Source organism: Thauera sp. 28, from assembly GCF_000310145.2.
GTDB classification, from domain to species: domain Bacteria; phylum Pseudomonadota; class Gammaproteobacteria; order Burkholderiales; family Rhodocyclaceae; genus Thauera; species Thauera mechernichensis.
Window position 1 is genome coordinate 1 of sequence record NZ_AMXA01000006.1, and the last position, 14,984, is coordinate 14,984.

At 68.8% G+C, this 14,984-nt stretch carries 12 protein-coding genes; 7 read left to right on the forward strand and 5 right to left on the reverse strand.

The window, feature by feature from the left end:
* The 5 genes from C662_RS06460 to C662_RS06480 all read left to right on the forward strand — a co-directional run.
* On the forward strand, positions 1–532 hold a 532-nt coding region (locus C662_RS06460), incomplete at its 5' end, for an HlyD family efflux transporter periplasmic adaptor subunit (RefSeq protein WP_002926377.1).
* The gene (gene rbbA / locus C662_RS06465) at positions 529–3,294 is read left to right on the forward strand and encodes a ribosome-associated ATPase/putative transporter RbbA (RefSeq protein WP_002926378.1); all 2,766 of its coding nucleotides are present in this window, start codon (positions 529–531) and stop codon (positions 3,292–3,294) included. The genes C662_RS06460 and rbbA, both read left to right, overlap by 4 nt.
* Positions 3,295–3,305: 11 nt before the next feature.
* Positions 3,306–4,487, forward strand: a complete 1,182-nt coding sequence (locus tag C662_RS06470) for an ABC transporter permease (protein ID WP_002926379.1) — start codon at positions 3,306–3,308, stop codon at positions 4,485–4,487.
* 236 nt (positions 4,488–4,723) lie between these two features.
* The gene (locus C662_RS06475) at positions 4,724–6,031 is read left to right on the forward strand and encodes an MFS transporter (protein WP_002926380.1); all 1,308 of its coding nucleotides are present in this window, start codon (positions 4,724–4,726) and stop codon (positions 6,029–6,031) included.
* Entirely contained in the window at positions 6,028–6,297 is a 270-nt protein-coding gene (locus tag C662_RS06480; protein ID WP_002926382.1) for a hypothetical protein, read from the forward strand. Before C662_RS06475 ends, C662_RS06480 begins: the two co-directional genes overlap by 4 nt.
* 10 nt (positions 6,298–6,307) lie before the next feature.
* On the opposite strand, the gene C662_RS06485 is transcribed toward C662_RS06480, so the two are convergent.
* The 3 genes from C662_RS06485 to C662_RS06495 form a co-directional block, all read right to left on the reverse strand.
* The gene (locus C662_RS06485) at positions 6,308–7,171 is read right to left on the reverse strand and encodes a UDP-2,3-diacylglucosamine diphosphatase (RefSeq protein ID WP_002926383.1); all 864 of its coding nucleotides are present in this window, start codon (positions 7,169–7,171) and stop codon (positions 6,308–6,310) included.
* Positions 7,171–8,403 carry a glycosyltransferase family 4 protein gene (locus C662_RS06490; RefSeq protein ID WP_002926384.1) on the reverse strand — a complete coding sequence of 411 codons (1,233 nt, stop codon included), beginning with the start codon at positions 8,401–8,403 and terminating at the stop codon, positions 7,171–7,173. The genes C662_RS06485 and C662_RS06490 overlap by 1 nt, the downstream gene beginning before the upstream one ends.
* A 68-nt stretch (positions 8,404–8,471) precedes the next feature.
* Positions 8,472–10,214, reverse strand: a complete 1,743-nt coding sequence (locus tag C662_RS06495; protein WP_002926385.1) for a L,D-transpeptidase family protein — start codon at positions 10,212–10,214, stop codon at positions 8,472–8,474.
* On the opposite strand from C662_RS06495, the gene C662_RS06500 reads away from it, so the two are divergent.
* Positions 10,213–10,779 carry a YcbK family protein gene (locus C662_RS06500; RefSeq protein ID WP_002926386.1) on the forward strand — a complete coding sequence of 189 codons (567 nt, stop codon included), beginning with the start codon at positions 10,213–10,215 and terminating at the stop codon, positions 10,777–10,779. The genes C662_RS06495 and C662_RS06500 overlap by 2 nt on opposite strands.
* An 8-nt stretch (positions 10,780–10,787) precedes the next feature.
* Here C662_RS06500 and C662_RS06505 read toward each other — a convergent pair whose 3' ends face one another.
* On the reverse strand, positions 10,788–11,156 hold the full coding sequence (locus C662_RS06505) for a diacylglycerol kinase (RefSeq protein ID WP_002926391.1): 369 nt from the start codon (positions 11,154–11,156) through the stop codon (positions 10,788–10,790).
* A 174-nt stretch (positions 11,157–11,330) separates the two neighbouring features.
* Here C662_RS06505 and C662_RS06510 point away from each other — a divergent pair, with 174 nt between their 5' ends.
* A complete protein-coding gene (locus C662_RS06510) occupies positions 11,331–13,703 on the forward strand; it encodes a serine/threonine protein kinase (RefSeq protein WP_002926393.1) in 2,373 nt (790 codons plus the stop codon).
* A 32-nt stretch (positions 13,704–13,735) separates the two neighbouring features.
* Here C662_RS06510 and C662_RS06515 read toward each other — a convergent pair whose 3' ends face one another.
* Positions 13,736–14,890, reverse strand: a complete 1,155-nt coding sequence (locus tag C662_RS06515; protein ID WP_232433226.1) for a PQQ-dependent sugar dehydrogenase — start codon at positions 14,888–14,890, stop codon at positions 13,736–13,738.
* Positions 14,891–14,984 lie beyond the last annotated feature (94 nt).

Here is a 14,984-nt window from a genome sequence, read left to right on the forward strand (position 1 = left end):
CGCCGCGACCGACGCCGCGCGTGCCCACGTCGCCCAGGCCGAGGCCGGCATCGCCGCCGCCGAGGCGGTGGTCGCCCGCCTGCGCACCGAGATCGACGACGCCACCCTGCGCGCACCCCGCGACGGCCGCGTGCAGTACCGCGTGGTGCAGCCGGGCGAGGTGGTGGGCGGCGGCGGCAAGGTGGTGAGCCTGATCGACATCACCGACGTGTACATGAGCTTCTTCCTGCCCGAGATGGCGGCCGGGCGGGTGGCGATGGGCACCGAGGTGCGCATCGTCCTCGACGCGGCACCCCACCTCGTGATCCCGGCCCAGGTGTCCTACGTCGCCAGCGTCGCGCAGTTCACCCCGAAGACGGTGGAGACCCAGAGCGAACGCCAGAAGATGGTGTTCCGCGTCAAGGCGAGAGTCGACCCCGCGCTGCTGCGCCAATACCCTGAACAGGTCAAGACCGGCCTGCCGGGGATGGCGCACGTCCGCCTCGACGACGCCCGCGCCTGGCCCGACGCGCTGCAGGTGAGGCTGCCGTGACCGCGACCGGCAGCGCCGCGCCGGTCGTCCGCCTGCGCGGCGTCGAACATCGTTACGGCGACACCCTCGCTGCCGATGGCGTCGACCTGGACGTCCCGGCCGGTTGCATGGTCGGCTTCATCGGCCCGGACGGCGTGGGCAAATCCACCTGGCTCGGCCTGATCGCCGGCGCCCGCAAGATCCAGGCGGGCCGGGTGGAGGTGCTGGGCGGCGACATGGCACAAGCGCACCACCGCGCCGCCGTCTGCCCGCGCATCGCCTACATGCCGCAGGGCCTGGGCAAGAACCTCTACCCCACCCTGTCGGTGTTCGAGAACATCGACTTCTTCGGTCGTCTGTTCGGGCAGTCGCGTGCCGAGCGCGCAGGCCGCATCAAGGCCCTGCTCGCCGCCACCGGCATGGCCGACTTCGCCGAGCGGCCCGCCAACAAGCTGTCGGGCGGCATGAAGCAGAAGCTCGGCCTGTGCTGCGCGCTCATCCATGATCCCGACCTGCTCATCCTCGACGAGCCGACGACCGGCGTCGATCCCCTCTCGCGCAGACAGTTCTGGGAACTGATCGACGAGATCCGCCAGCAGCGGCCACACATGAGCGTACTGGTGGCCACCGCCTACATGGAAGAGGCCGAGCGCTACGACTGGCTGGTGGCGGTCGACGCGGGGCGCGTGCTGGCGACCGGTACGCCGCACGCGCTGCGCACGCGCACCGCCACCGACAGCCTGGAGGCAGCCTTTCTCGCCCTGCTGCCGGCCGAGCGCCGCAGCGGGCACAGCACGCTGGTGATACCACCGCTGCAGGCCGGCGAGGTGGTCATCGCCGCGCGCGGCCTGCAGATGCGCTTTGGCGACTTCGTCGCCGTCGACGACGTCAATCTGGAGGTACGCCGCGGCGAGATCTTCGGCTTCCTGGGTTCGAACGGCTGCGGCAAATCGACCACCATGAAGATGCTCACCGGCCTGTTGCCGCCCGCCCGGGGCGAGGCGCGCCTGCTCGGCGAGGTCCTCGACGCACGCAACATCGACACCCGGCGCCGCGTCGGCTACATGTCCCAGGCCTTCTCGCTGTATGGCGAACTGTCGGTACGACGCAACCTGGCCCTGCACGCCCGCCTGTTCGACCTGCCGCCGGCCGAGGGCGAGGCCCGCATCGCAGAACTGGCAGAGCGCTTCGAGCTCGGCCCGGTCATGGACATGCTGCCCGACACCCTGCCGCTCGGTATCCGCCAGCGCCTGCAGTTGGCCGTCGCCGTGCTCCACCGCCCCGACGTGCTGATCCTCGACGAGCCTACCTCGGGCGTCGACCCGGTGGCGCGCGACCGCTTCTGGGCGCTGATCATCGACCTCTCGCGCAAGGACGGCGTGACGGTCTTCATCACCACCCACTTCATGAACGAGGCCCAGCGCTGCGACCGCATCTCGCTGATGCACGCCGGGCGCATTCTGGCGAGCGACGCCCCCGCTGCGCTGGTGGCGCAACGCGGCGCCGACAACCTCGAAGATGCCTTCGTCGCCTACCTGGCCGAAGCCAGCGGCGTGCAGCTGCGCGCCCCGGCTGCGGCCGGCCATGCACACGACGTACCTGAAGCCGACGTACCCGAGGCCGACGCCCCTGCAGCGGCGCCAATACCCCAGGCTGCGCGCTTCAGCCTCGCCCGCCTGCTCAGCTTCAGCGCACGCGAGGCGACCGAGCTGCAGCGCGACCCCTTCCGCCTGACACTGGCCCTGCTCGGCACCGTGCTGCTCATGCTGGTGATGGGCTTCGGCATCAGCATGGACGTGGAGCGGCTCAACTACGCCGTGCTCGACCACGACCGCAGCGTAGCGAGCGAGCGCTATACCCTCAACATCGCCGGCTCGCGCTACTTCAGCGAACAGGCGCCGCTGCAAAGCCACGCCGACATCGACCGCCGCATGCGCGCGGGCGAGCTTGCCATGGCGCTGGAGATCCCGCCCGGCTTCGGCCGCGACCTCGATCGCGGCCAGGCGCCGCAGATCGGATTGTGGCTGGACGGCTCGATGCCGATGCGGGCCGAGGTTGCGCGCGCCTACGTCGTCGGCCTGCACACCCAGACCCTGAGCGAAGCGGTAAGCGCCGCCACCGGTACGCCGCCCACCCCGCTTGCCGACATCGCGGTGCGCTACCGCTACAACCCGGACATGCTGAGCGTGATCGCCATCGTGCCGGCGGTCATCCCGCTGCTGCTGGTGTTCATCCCCTCCATGCTGACCGCGCTGGGCGTCGTGCGCGAGAAGGAGCTCGGCTCCATCCTCAACGTCTACACCACCCCGGTGACCAAGCTCGAGTTCCTGCTCGGCAAGCAGCTGCCCTATATCGCGCTGTCCATGTTCAACTTCGCGCTGCTGTTCGCGATCGCGGTGACCGTATTCGACGTGCCGTTCAAGGGCAGCCTGGCGACGATCGTGCTCGGCGCGCTGCTCTATGTCACCGCGACGACCGGCCTCGGCCTGCTCATGTCCACCCTCACCGACAGCCAGGTGGCCGCCATGGCCGGAACCTCGATCGGCACCCTGCTGCCGGCGATCCAGTTCTCCGGCATGCTCGACCCCGTGTCCTCGCTCGAAGGCGGCGGCGCCTTCATCGGCGCCATCTATCCCACCAGCCACTTCCTCAACATCAGCCGCGGCACCTTCGCCAAGGCGCTCGAATTCGGCGACCTGTGGGCGGCCTTCCTGCCCTTGCTGATCGCCGTTCCGGTGCTCACGCTCGGCGCGGTGCTGCTGTTGCGCAAGCAGGCACGCTAGGGGGACCGCCGATGAACGACCACAACACGCATGCCGCTGCGCACGCCCCCGCCCGCAGGCGCGGGCGCCGCCTGGTCCACAACACCTGGCACCTCGGCATCAAGGAGTTCCACAGCTTGCTCGGCGACTGGACGATGCTGTTCCTCATCGTCTTCATGTTCTCGGTCTCGGTGTACGCCGATGCGCGCGCCAAGCCGGAAAGCCTGCACCGCGCCGCAATCGCCGTTGTCGACGAGGACCGCTCGCAGCTGTCGACACGCATCGTCGCCGCGCTGCAGCCGCCGCAGTTCATCGCGCCGGATCTGATCGAGCTGGGCGAGATGGACAAGGGCATGGACGCCGGCCGCCACACCTTCGTGCTCGACATCCCGCCCAACTTCCAGCGCGACGTCCTCGCAGGACGTGCGCCAGCCCTCCAGCTCAATGTGGACGCCACCCGCCAGAGCCAGGCACAGACCGGCACCGGCTATATCCAGAGCATCGTCAACGACGAGATCCGTGCCTTCGTGCTGCGCTACCGTACGGCCGCTCCGCAGCCGGTCGAGCTCGTGCCGCGCGCACTGTTCAATCCCAACCTCAGCCAGAGCTGGTTCGCCGCGGTCACCTCGATCATCAACAACATCACCCTGCTCGGCATCCTCCTCACCGGCGCCGCCCTGATCCGCGAGCGCGAACACGGCACCATCGAACACCTGCTGGTGATGCCGGTCACGCCACTCGAGATCATGCTCTCCAAGGTCTGGGCGATGGGCGCGGTGGTGCTGCTCGCGTCCGCGCTGTCGCTGCAGATCGTCGTCAAGGGTGTGCTCGGGGTGGCCGTGCCCGGGTCGGCGCTGCTGTTCGCCTTCGGCACCCTGCTCTATCTGTTCGCAGCGACCTCCATCGGCATCTTCATGGGTACGCTGGCACGCAACATGCCCCAGTTCGGGCTGATGGCGATCCTGGTGCTGCTGCCGCTGCAGATCCTGTCGGGCGCGCTCACGCCACGCGAAAGCATGCCCGAGCTCGTCAGCACGCTGATGGCCTTCACCCCCACGACCCACTACGTCAGCCTCGCCCAGGGTGTGCTCTTCCGCGGCGCCGGGCTCGACGTGGTGTGGCCGCAGTTCCTGATGGTCGCGCTCATCGGCGGCTTCTTCTTCACCCTCGCCCACACCCGCCTGCGCCACACCATCGGCAAGATGCAAGGCTGACCCCCCGCCCACGCTGTAGGAGCGGCGCCAGCCGCGAGGGGTCGAAGGCGATGGCGCCGGGATGAGCCGATGAAAAGCTCGCGGCTGGCGCCGCTCCTACGCAGCCCCCCGCGCCGCCGCCCTCCCGTAGGAGCGGCGCGAGCCGCGAGGGGTCGAAGGCGACGGCGCCGGGATGAGCCGACGAAAAGCTCGCGGCTGGCGCCGCGCCTACCCGGAACCCCGCGCTGCAGCCCCCGATGTGCGATTCGCTGGTATTTTGTCGGCTTCGCGCCCACCGGCGCCCGCTCGCTGACCGCACCTTCATGCCCCGCCTGCCCCTTGACGCTTCCAACCTGCCCCTGCTGCTGCTCTATGGGCTGATGCTGCCGGTCACGGCCATGGTGCCGGTGCTGCCCGACTTCACCGCTCAACGTTTTCCCGGCCTGGGCCAGTTTGCCAGCCACCTGTTCATGTCGATCAACATGATCGGCGCCCTGATCGGCGCGCCGATCGCAGGTCTGCTGTCGGACCGCCTCGGCCGTCGCAAGGCGCTCGCGGTGCTGGCGCTGCTGCTCAACGGCGCCACCCTGCTCGGCATCGCCTGGGCCTACGCACGTGCGGAGAGCTACGGGCTGCTGCTCGGTCTGCGCTTCGTGGAGGGCTTCGCGCACATGTCGGCGCTGTCGCTGCTGATGGCCTTGGGCGCCGACAGCGCCGGCAAGGCGGGGCTGGGGGCGCGCATGGGCGCGGTCGGGGCCTCGATCAGCCTCGGTGTGGCCAGCGGCGCGCCGCTGGGCGGCTTCGTCGGCGGCATCAACCCACTGTGGGTGCCGATCGGCGGCGGCGTATTGTCGATCCTGCTCGCCGTCGCCGGCTTCATGTACCTGCGCGACGCGGACGCGACGCGGCAGCGCCCGCGCCTGGCCATGGCCGAGATCGTGCATACCCTGCGCAGCCGGCAACAGTTGCTGGTGCCACTGGCGTTCTCGTTTGCCGACCGCCTGACGGTGGGCTTCATCGTGTCTACGCTGTCGCTCTATCTCGGCCTGGTCATCGGTTTCGATGCACGCCAGATCGGCCTGGCGATGGCGGCCTTCCTGGTGCCGTTCTCGCTGCTCACCTATCCGGCCGGACACCTGTCGCGGCATTGGAACCCGCTGGCGATGATGGTGAGCGGCAGCGTGCTGTATGGCATCTTCCTGGCCGTGCTCGGCTTCCTGCCAGGGGAGTCGATCATGACCGCGATGGCCGTCGGCGGCGTGATCGCGGCGCTGATGTACGCGCCCTCGCTCGTGCTCGCAGCGCAGTATGGCGGCGAGGACTGCCGCGCGAGCGCGCTCGCCGCCTTCAACATGGCGGGCTCTCTCGGCTTCGCCGCCGGCCCGCTGCTGAGCAGCGCCCTGCTGGCCGTGTTCGGGTTGGTCCTGGCTGCGCCCTACCCTGCCGTTTTCGTCTGCATCGGCGCCATCGAAGTCGTGCTCGCCGTGGTCGTGCTGGTCATGGTGCGCCGCGGCCGGCTGGCTGCAGAAGGAGGCCAGACAAGCATCGAAGGGCGCACCCAATGAGCAGGGCTGGCGCCCATTACAGGCTGTCGCGGCTGTATCGCCCGCGCGACGGCCGCTTCTGGCTGATGATCGTCCTCAACCTGCTGTCGGCCGTGCTGGCCTGGGTCCTGCGAACCTATCCGCTGGTGCCGCTGGCGATGGCAGTGATCGCCCTGTTCGCGCTCGGCAACGCCCTGCTCGGCATGCGCGTGATGATCGATCTGATGCGCGCGCCCCCGGGCGAATCACCATGCACGGACGAGCTCGACAAGGACGCGCGCAACTGAGGCACGCGGCTCAGATGTCGGGCGTGAGGTAGATCCGCTCGGGCTGTGCGATCGGCTTCGGCGCAGGCCGGGCCGCCGGCCTGGACTCTGGCAGCGGGCGGGCCTCGAGAAGTACCGGCGCCTGCTCGCCGTCACCGCGGGTGACGCCCCAATTCACGACCTCGAGGCGGCCGTCGTAGTGCTCGACCACCGCGCTGCAGGTGTCGACCCAGTCGCCACAGTTGAGGTAGCGGATCTTGCCGATGCGGCGGTCGGCGGGCCAGTGGATGTGGCCGCACACCACACCGTCCACACCGCGTTGTTGCGCCGCATGGGCGACGGCATCCTCGAAGTCGAAGATGAAGCTCACCGCCTTCTTCACCTTCTGCTTGGCGTAGCCGGCAAGCGACCAGTAGCCCGGCCGGCGCAGCAGGCGCCGCGCCTTCGACAACAGCAGGTTGAGCCGGACCAGCGTGTTGTAGCCGACGTCGCCCAGTACCGCGACCCAGCGATGGTGGCGCGTCACCTGGTCGTACTCGTCGCCATGCACGAGCCAGTAGCGGCGTCCGTCCAGGGTCTCGTGGATCCACTCGGTTTCGACGCGGATGTCGCCGAAGGCGACGCCGGCGTATTCCCGCAGGGCTTCATCGTGGTTGCCCGGGATGAAGAAGACCTTGCAGCCGTGGCGCGCCCGGCGCAGCACCTTCTGCACCACGGTGTTGTGTGCCGGCGCCCATTGCACGCTGCGGTTCATCGCCCAGAAATCGACGATGTCGCCGATCAGGTAGAGATATTCGGACTCATGCTCCTTAAGGAAGGCAAGCAGGCTGTCGGCCTGGCAGGCCCGCGTGCCGAGGTGGACGTCCGATATGAAGATGGTGCGTACGCGCTTCATCAGCCTTGTACCTCCCGTGCTCGCAGATCCGTTGCAGGCACTTTGGCCCGCCTGTGCCCTTCCCACGCCCGCAGCAGCGCCGCGGAAAAGTGGTCGTTGACCGCCTCCCAGTCGATACCGATCGCGGTCTGGCGGGCCTGCACGCCCAGCTCGGCGCGCAGGGTGTCGGCCAGCGCGAGTTGCAGCGCGCGCTCGACGAAGCCCTGCTCGTCGCCGCAGCGCACCACGGCGCCGTTGCCCAGGTCGGCAATGACTTCGGCGGCTGCCGCATAGTCGTAGGCCAGCACGCACAGGCCGCTGGCCATGGCCTCGAGGGTGACGTTGCCGAAGGTCTCGGTCAGGCTGGGGAACAGGAACAGGTCGCCGGAGGCGTAATGGGCGGCGAGATCCTCGCCGTGGCGCATGCCCGCCTGCACCACGTCGGGGTGCTCGCGTGCGATGCCCGCCCGCATCGGGCCGTCGCCGACCAGCACCATGCGGGCGTCCGGCCGCTGCTGGCGGATCGCAGCGAACGCGCGCAAGGCGAGGCCGAGGTTCTTCTCCGCGGCGATCCGGCCGACGCAGACCACCGCCAGTGCATCGGGCCCCACGCCCCACTGCCGGCGCAAGTCCGCGCTGCGGCGCGCGGGTGAGTACAGGCGCGTATCGACCCCGCGCGAGATCACCTCCACACGCTCATAGCCCTGGTCGCCCAGGTTGCGCGCCAGCGCAGCGGTAGGTACGTAGGTGGCGGCGGTGCGGTTATGGAAGCGGCGCAGGTAGGCGGCCACCGGCTGGCGCAGCCAGCCCACGCCGTAATGCGTGCTGTAGTGGTCGAAGTTGGTGTGGAAGTCCGAGGTCACCGGCAGACGCAGCTTGTTGGCGGCGGTAACGGCGGTCCACCCCAGCGGCCCTTCGGTTGCCACGTGCACCAGGTCGGGGCGCTGGCGCGACCACTCGCGCACCAGGCGCGAGCGCGCCGGCAGGCCGAGCTTGAGGCCGTCGTAGCGCGGCAGGCGCAGGCCACGCGACAGCACCTCCTGCAGCCCGCCAGTCGACATCGCCGTATCGGCCGGCGTCTGCCGCGGGCGCACCAGCTGCACGCTGTGGCCGCGGGCGATGAGCCCGTCGACCATGCGTTTCAGGGTCATCGCCACGCCGTTCACCTCGGGCGGCCAGGTCTCGGTGACGAGGGCCACGCGCAGCCGGGGCGACTGGCAGAGCTCTTCGGTCGTGAAGTCGAGCGTTCTCATGGCACCGCAGCATAGGCGGCGCACAAGTCAGCACGGTTAAGCGTGCATTGCCGGATGATGACGACGGATCAATGCGTGCCTGCACGCGCTGCGGCATCGAGCGCGGCGGCGACAGTGCGGTCGTGACCGTAGATGTCGTTGCGCAGCTGCAGTGTGCCGTCCGCGTTGAGACCTGCCGTGGTGTAGTGCAGCAATACGGTCACATCACGGCCGACGCGCTGGGTCTGCGTGCGACCGCTGTCGAGCGCCTGCTGCAAGGCCTCCGCACTCCAGCGCTGCGGGTTGTCTAGCAGCAGCAATGCGAGCGCTTCGGGCTGCTCGACACGCACGCAGCCGGAACTGAGCGCCCGCTCCGAGCGCCCGAAGAGCGAACGCGCGTTGGTGTCGTGCAGATAGATCGAGTACGGATTCGACAGCGAGAACTTGATGCGGCCGAGCGAGCCATCGGCCCCTGACGCCTGAACGACGCGATAGGGGAATCCGCCGCTGCGTGCGCCGGACCAGTCGATTTCGGCCGGGTCCACAGCCTCGCCATCCCGATCGAAGATGCTCAAGCGATGCTTGTCGAGGTAGTCCGTGCCGCGCGCGACGGCTGGAATCACGTCCTCGCGCAGGATGGTCGGCGGCACCACCCACTTGGGGTTGAAGACCAGGTTCACCACCTTGTCGCGCAGCGACGGCGTCCTGCGTGTCGGTTTGCCGACGATCACGCGCGCTGACCAAAGGGTTTCGCCGCCCAGGCGGAGCTCGGCGCGATAACCGGTGATATCGACCAGCAGGCGGTCGCCCTGGAGGTCGGACGCCACCCAGCGCAGGCGCTCGAGGTTGGCGCGAACCTGCTCGACCCGCTGCGCCGGGGTGGTGTTGAGCGCGGCAAGCGTCTGCCGGCCGACGGCCGCATCGTCGTCCATGCCATGACGGCGCTGGAAACCCTTGACCGCCTCGGCCAGCGCCTCGTCGTAGTACGCGGGGTCGGGCGTTGCGCCGAGGTCTGCGCCGGCGCGTTCGAGGTGGACGCGTTCGGGGCCGCCCTCGGCCTGCAGCCGCGCCCGCAGCGCAGCCACTCGTGGGTTGCGCTCGCCGGGTCGCAGGGTCACGCCCGCCGGGACACGCGGCCAGTCGTCGCCGATGCGCGCCTGGTAATGCACGAGCGCCTGCTGCAGCGCCCGGTAGAGCGCAGGCTCGGGTGCCTGCAGCGCAATCGCGGCGCCAAGGTCTTCGGCGCGCAACACGGCAGCAAGCTCGGTGGCGCGCTGGTGAGGACCGGGCATCGGGGTGAAGTTCCAGTCGCGGTAGAGCTGCCGCGGGTCCAGCACGCCATAGCGGATCTGGCGCAGCAACCGGGCCAGCGTGTCGCTGAGCAGCAGTTCGCGTTCGGCCTGCTGTGCGGCCGACAGCACAGCCGGTTCGGCGTCCCCCGCATGGCGCAGCGCCTGCAGGGGGAAGCTGCCCGGCGCCAGGCCATGCGCAGCCGCGCCTTCCACCGCCGCAATCAGCGCACGTGTGCGCACGCTGTCGTTCCAGACCGGACGGTAGGCGCGCACCAGATAGAACAGTGCAACCGTCTCGTCCGTCGTCGCCGGTCGCAGGCTGAGCAGACGCTCGAGCTCGGCGCCGACCGCCGCGCCGGCATCGGCCGGCTGCGCCACACTGCCCCGCCCCGTATCCGGGGAATCCATTGCCGCGCCCAGCGGCACGCCCCAGGTCAAGCCGAGAAGCAGCGTACAGGTTACAAAACTTTTGCCCAAACGCAGCCCGACATCGTTTAGGATGCCGCCTTCAAGTGCTTGTTTGGACTGGTTATTGTTCATGTCGAAGATTTCCCGCGATCACGCCGCGCCGCGCCGCCGCCTGTTCCTCAAAGGCCTCGCCGCCCTGCCGCTGGGCCTTTCAGTCAATGCCGCACATGCCGCCCGGCACGACCGCCAGCTCGGCTTTCGGCATACCCATACCGACGAGCGGCTCAGCCTGGTCTACCGGAACGCAAACGGTTACATCGAGCCTGCCCTGCAACGCATCAACTGGCTGTTGCGTGACCACCGTTCGGGCGAGTCTACCCGGATGGATCCCAAGCTCTATGACATCCTTCACGCCCTGAGCATAGCCTGCGGCGGCGACACCTTCGAGATCATCTCGGGATACCGCTCGCCGGCAACCAACAACGCCCTGCGCAAGACCGGCGGTGGCGGCGTGGCCAAACGCAGCCTGCACATGGATGGCAAGGCGATCGACATCCGCCTCGTCGGTGTCGATACCGCCCGCTTGCGCGACGCCGCACTCGCCCTGGGCGTGGGTGGCGTCGGCTACTATCCCGGCTCCGACTTCGTGCACATCGACACCGGCCCGGTGCGCAGCTGGGGCCCGCGCAAGGCCTGAGCCCCGTATCAGCCCAGCAGCACCAGCCCCCACACGACGGCGGCGTTGATGAGTGCGATCAGCACCGCAGCGCTGCCGATATCCTTCGCCCGCTTGGCGAGCTGGTGACGTTCGAGCGACACCCGGTCGACAGTCGCCTCGATCGCTGAGTTCAGCAGTTCCACGATCAGCACCAGCAACACACTGCCGATCATCAGCGCGCGCTCGAGCGCCGATTCGCCCAGCCATAGGGCCAGCGGCAGCGCCACCAGCGTCAGCAAGACCTCCTGGCGAAAGGCGTCCTCGTGGCGATAGGCGGCACGCAACCCGTCCAGCGAATAGTGAAAGGCGTTCCAGATCCGACGCAGGCCGGTCTTGCCTTTGAAAGGGCTCTCCATCGCGGTGTCTTCATCCTGGCTGAATAAGGGTCGCGATGATGACACGAAACACGTTACCAGCCGTGTTGTGTGCAGGGCTGGACGAGCGTACGGTTCTGAATTAGCGTTGCGCACCCGCGCACCGGATCGACTGGATTCATCGCCGGGCCTTCATCAACCGGCAGCGGTCAAATCATGAGCAGCAGCATCGGTCGCTTCGAGATCAGGCGCGAACTTGGGCGCGGTGCGCAGAGCATCGTCTATCTCGCCTGGGACCCTCAGCTTGAACGCGAGGTCGCGGTCAAGACCCTTCATTTCGCGGCCGCCGAGCGCAAGCAGAACGCCGCGCTGCTGGCCGAAGCGCGCTCGGTGAGCCGGCTGCGCCACCCGGGCATCGTGCCTGTGTTCGAGGCGGGCGAGGAGGACGGCGACCTCTACCTGGTGTTCGAGTACGTCCCCGGCGAGAGCCTTGCCGCGCTGATGCGCCGCCGCGGCGCGATACCGGCCGCCGAGGCCGTGCCGATGATGGTCGACGTCCTCACTGCGCTGGCCGAGGCACACGCACAGGGCGTCATCCACCGCGACCTCAAGCCGAGCAACGTGCTGATCGACGCCGCGGGCAGATCGCGCGTGATGGACTTCGGCATTGCCCGTCATGTCGATGACCCGAAGGCACGCCAGGGGCTATCGGGCACACCGGGTTTCATCGCGCCCGAGTACATCGAGCGCCGCGAACTGAGCCCGCGCAACGACGTATACGCCGCGGGCGTACTGCTGTTGTGGATGCTGGCCGGTCGCCCGGTTCATCGCGAGACCGACCCGGCCAAGCTGCTCGAACTCGCCCGCAGCACTGCCGTCACCGTACCGGCCGACGGCGCACCGATCGACGAACAGCTGGCCGCCATCGCCTTGCGCGCGGCAGCGCTCGACCCGCAGGCACGCTACGCCGATGCCAACGCGTTCCGCCTTGCACTGCAGGCGTGGCTGCAGCCCCCCGCCGCCACCGCCGACCCGGTAGCCGAAGACGGGCAACCCGCTGCGCTCGACTTTCTGCTCCGACGCATGAAGCACCGCGGCGACTTCCCCGCCCTGTCGGAATCGGTAGCCGCGATCAACCGCATCGCGTCGAGCGAATCGGAAACCATCGGCACCTTGTCGGCGCTGATCCTGCGTGACTTCTCGCTCACCAACAAGCTGCTGCGCCTGGTCAACTCGGCCCATTACCGACCGGCCGGCGGCGGCCAGATCAGCACCATCTCGCGTGCGATCGTGGTGCTCGGCTTCGACACCGTGCGCAACATCGCGATCACCGTGCTGCTGTTCGAGCACCTGCAGAACAAGGCCAACGCGGCCCAGCTCAAGGAGGAGTTCCTGCGCGCCTGTCTGGCCGGCCTGTTCGGCCGCGAGCTGGCGGCGCACCTGCGCCTGCGCGACGGCGAGCAGGTCTACATCTGCACCGTGTTCCACAACCTTGGCCGCCTGCTGTGCCAGTTCTACTTCCCCGAGGAGAGCGAGGACATCCGCCGCCTGATGCAGCAGCAGGGCTGCAAGGAAGAGGCCGCGGCCCAGCGCGTGCTGGGCACCGGCTTCGAGGCCCTCGGTATTGCCCTGGCCCGGCACTGGGGCTTCCCGGAGCTGATCCAGGACAGCATGCGCCACATCGAGGATGGCCCGGTGCGCCGCCCCGCCACCACCGAGGAACGCCTGCGTGCGCTGGCAGCCTGTGCCAACGAATACTGCGACGCGGTGGCGCTGCTGCCAGCGGACGAGCGCGACAAGGCGCTGCAAGCGCTATCGGCGCGCTTCGCCGACGCGGTTCCGGTCGGGGCGCAGATGGCGCGCGAACTGATGCATGCGGCGGCCGAGGAGATCGAGGCCTTCGCCTCCACCATCAAGGTCAGCATGGCGAACACCCGTATCGGCCGCCAGCTGCGCCAGCTCGTCGATGGTGCGCCGGCTCCCGCCACGCTCACCGATACCGGCCTGCCGGTCGCCGCCCTGCTCGAACAGAGCACGCCCGCGCAAGCCACCGAGGAAGGGCGCAAGGCCGCGGATGCGCAAGCCGTACTCAGCGCCGGCATCCAGGACATCAGCAACACCCTGGTCGAGGACTTCAAGCTCAACGACGTGCTGCGCATCATCCTCGAGACCATGTACCGGGCAATGGGCTTCAAGCGCGTGCTGCTGTGCATCCGCGACCCGCGCACGAATGCGATGACAGGCCGCTTCGGCTTTGGGCCGGGCGTCGCCGAACTGGCCCGCCAGGTCCGCTTCAGCCTGTCGGCTCATCCCGACAACGTCTTCAATGCCGCCACGGCGAAAGGCGCCGACATCCTGATTTCGGACATCGACGATCCGAAGATCGCCGCCCATGTGCCCGACTGGTATCGCAAGTCGGTACCGTCGCACACCTTCGTGCTGTTCCCGCTCACGATCAAGGGCCGCCCGGTGGCGATGATCTATGCCGACAAGGAGCGCGCGGGCGAGATCGAGATCAGCGAGCAGGAGCTTGCCCTGCTGCGCACGCTGCGCAACCAGGCCGTGCTGGCCATCAAGCAGGCCGGCTGAAGGCGCACGCAGCCATGCATGGGGCCGCCGGCCTACTGCGCGGGCTCAAGGCGCAGGATGCGGCCCTCGCTCTCGTCGACGACCCACACATAGCCGTCCGGCCCCTGGCGCACGTCGCGGATGCGACGGCCGAGTTCGGCCAGCAGGCGCTCTTCGTGGCGGACCTCGTTGCCATCGAGCACCAGACGGGCCACCAGCTGGTAGCGCAGCGCGCCGACCAGCACATTCCCCTTCCATTGCGGGAAACGCTCGCCGGTATAGAAGCTCATCCCCGACGGTGCGATCGAGGGTGTCCATTGCAGCAGCGGTGGCTCGACGTCATCACGGCTGCTGCCCTGGCCGATCTTGCGCCCGGTGACGTACTCGCGGCCGTAGGTGACCTCGGGCCAGCCATAGTTCAGCCCGGGCAGCGCACGGTTGATCTCGTCGCCGCCCTGCGGACCGTGCTCGTGGGTCCACAGTTCGCCCGTCTGCGGGTGCAGCGCCGCGCCCTGGATGTTGCGGTGGCCGTAGGACCAGATCTCGGGCAGCACGCCTGCACGGCCGACGAAGGGGTTGTCAGGCGGCACGCTGCCGTCGAGCGCGATGCGCACGACCTTGCCGATGTGGCTGTCGAGCGCCTGCGCCCGCTCGCGCGCACCACCACGGTCGCCCAGGGTCACGAACAGCGTGCCGTCGGCAGCGAAGACCAGGCGCGAGCCGAAATGCTGGTTGCCGGAGGGGTCCTCGTTCTGCGCGAAGATCCGCTGCACCTCGCGCAGTTCGAGTCGCTCGAGGTCGAGGCGTGCGCGCGCCACCGCGGTGCGCGCGCCGCGCTGCGTCGGCTCGGCGTAGGAGAACACGATCAGCCCGTCCTGCGCGAAGCTCGGGCTCGGCACCACGTCGAGCAGGCCGCCCTGGCCGCGCGCGTGCACCGCCGGCACCCCGGCGATGGGGGCCGACAGGCTGCCGTCGGTACCGACCACGCGCATGCGGCCCGGGCGCTCGGTCACGAGCATGCGGCCGTCGGGCAGGAAGGCGATCGACCACGGCGTATCGAGGCCGGTGGCAAACTCGGTCACCTTGACGTTACCGGTCTCGGTGCGCACCACCACGTCACGCGCAAACGTCGTCCCAGAGAGCAGTACGGAGGACGCCAGCATGGACGCAAGCAGCAATGGACGGAAACTTCTGTTCGATTTCGGCATCTTCAGGCTCCCCGGTGTAGTGGTCGCAGCATCGCATCTGCGGCCCGGCCAACGCCATGCGGCAGCGGCCCCGACATCAACAATTCAAGCAACA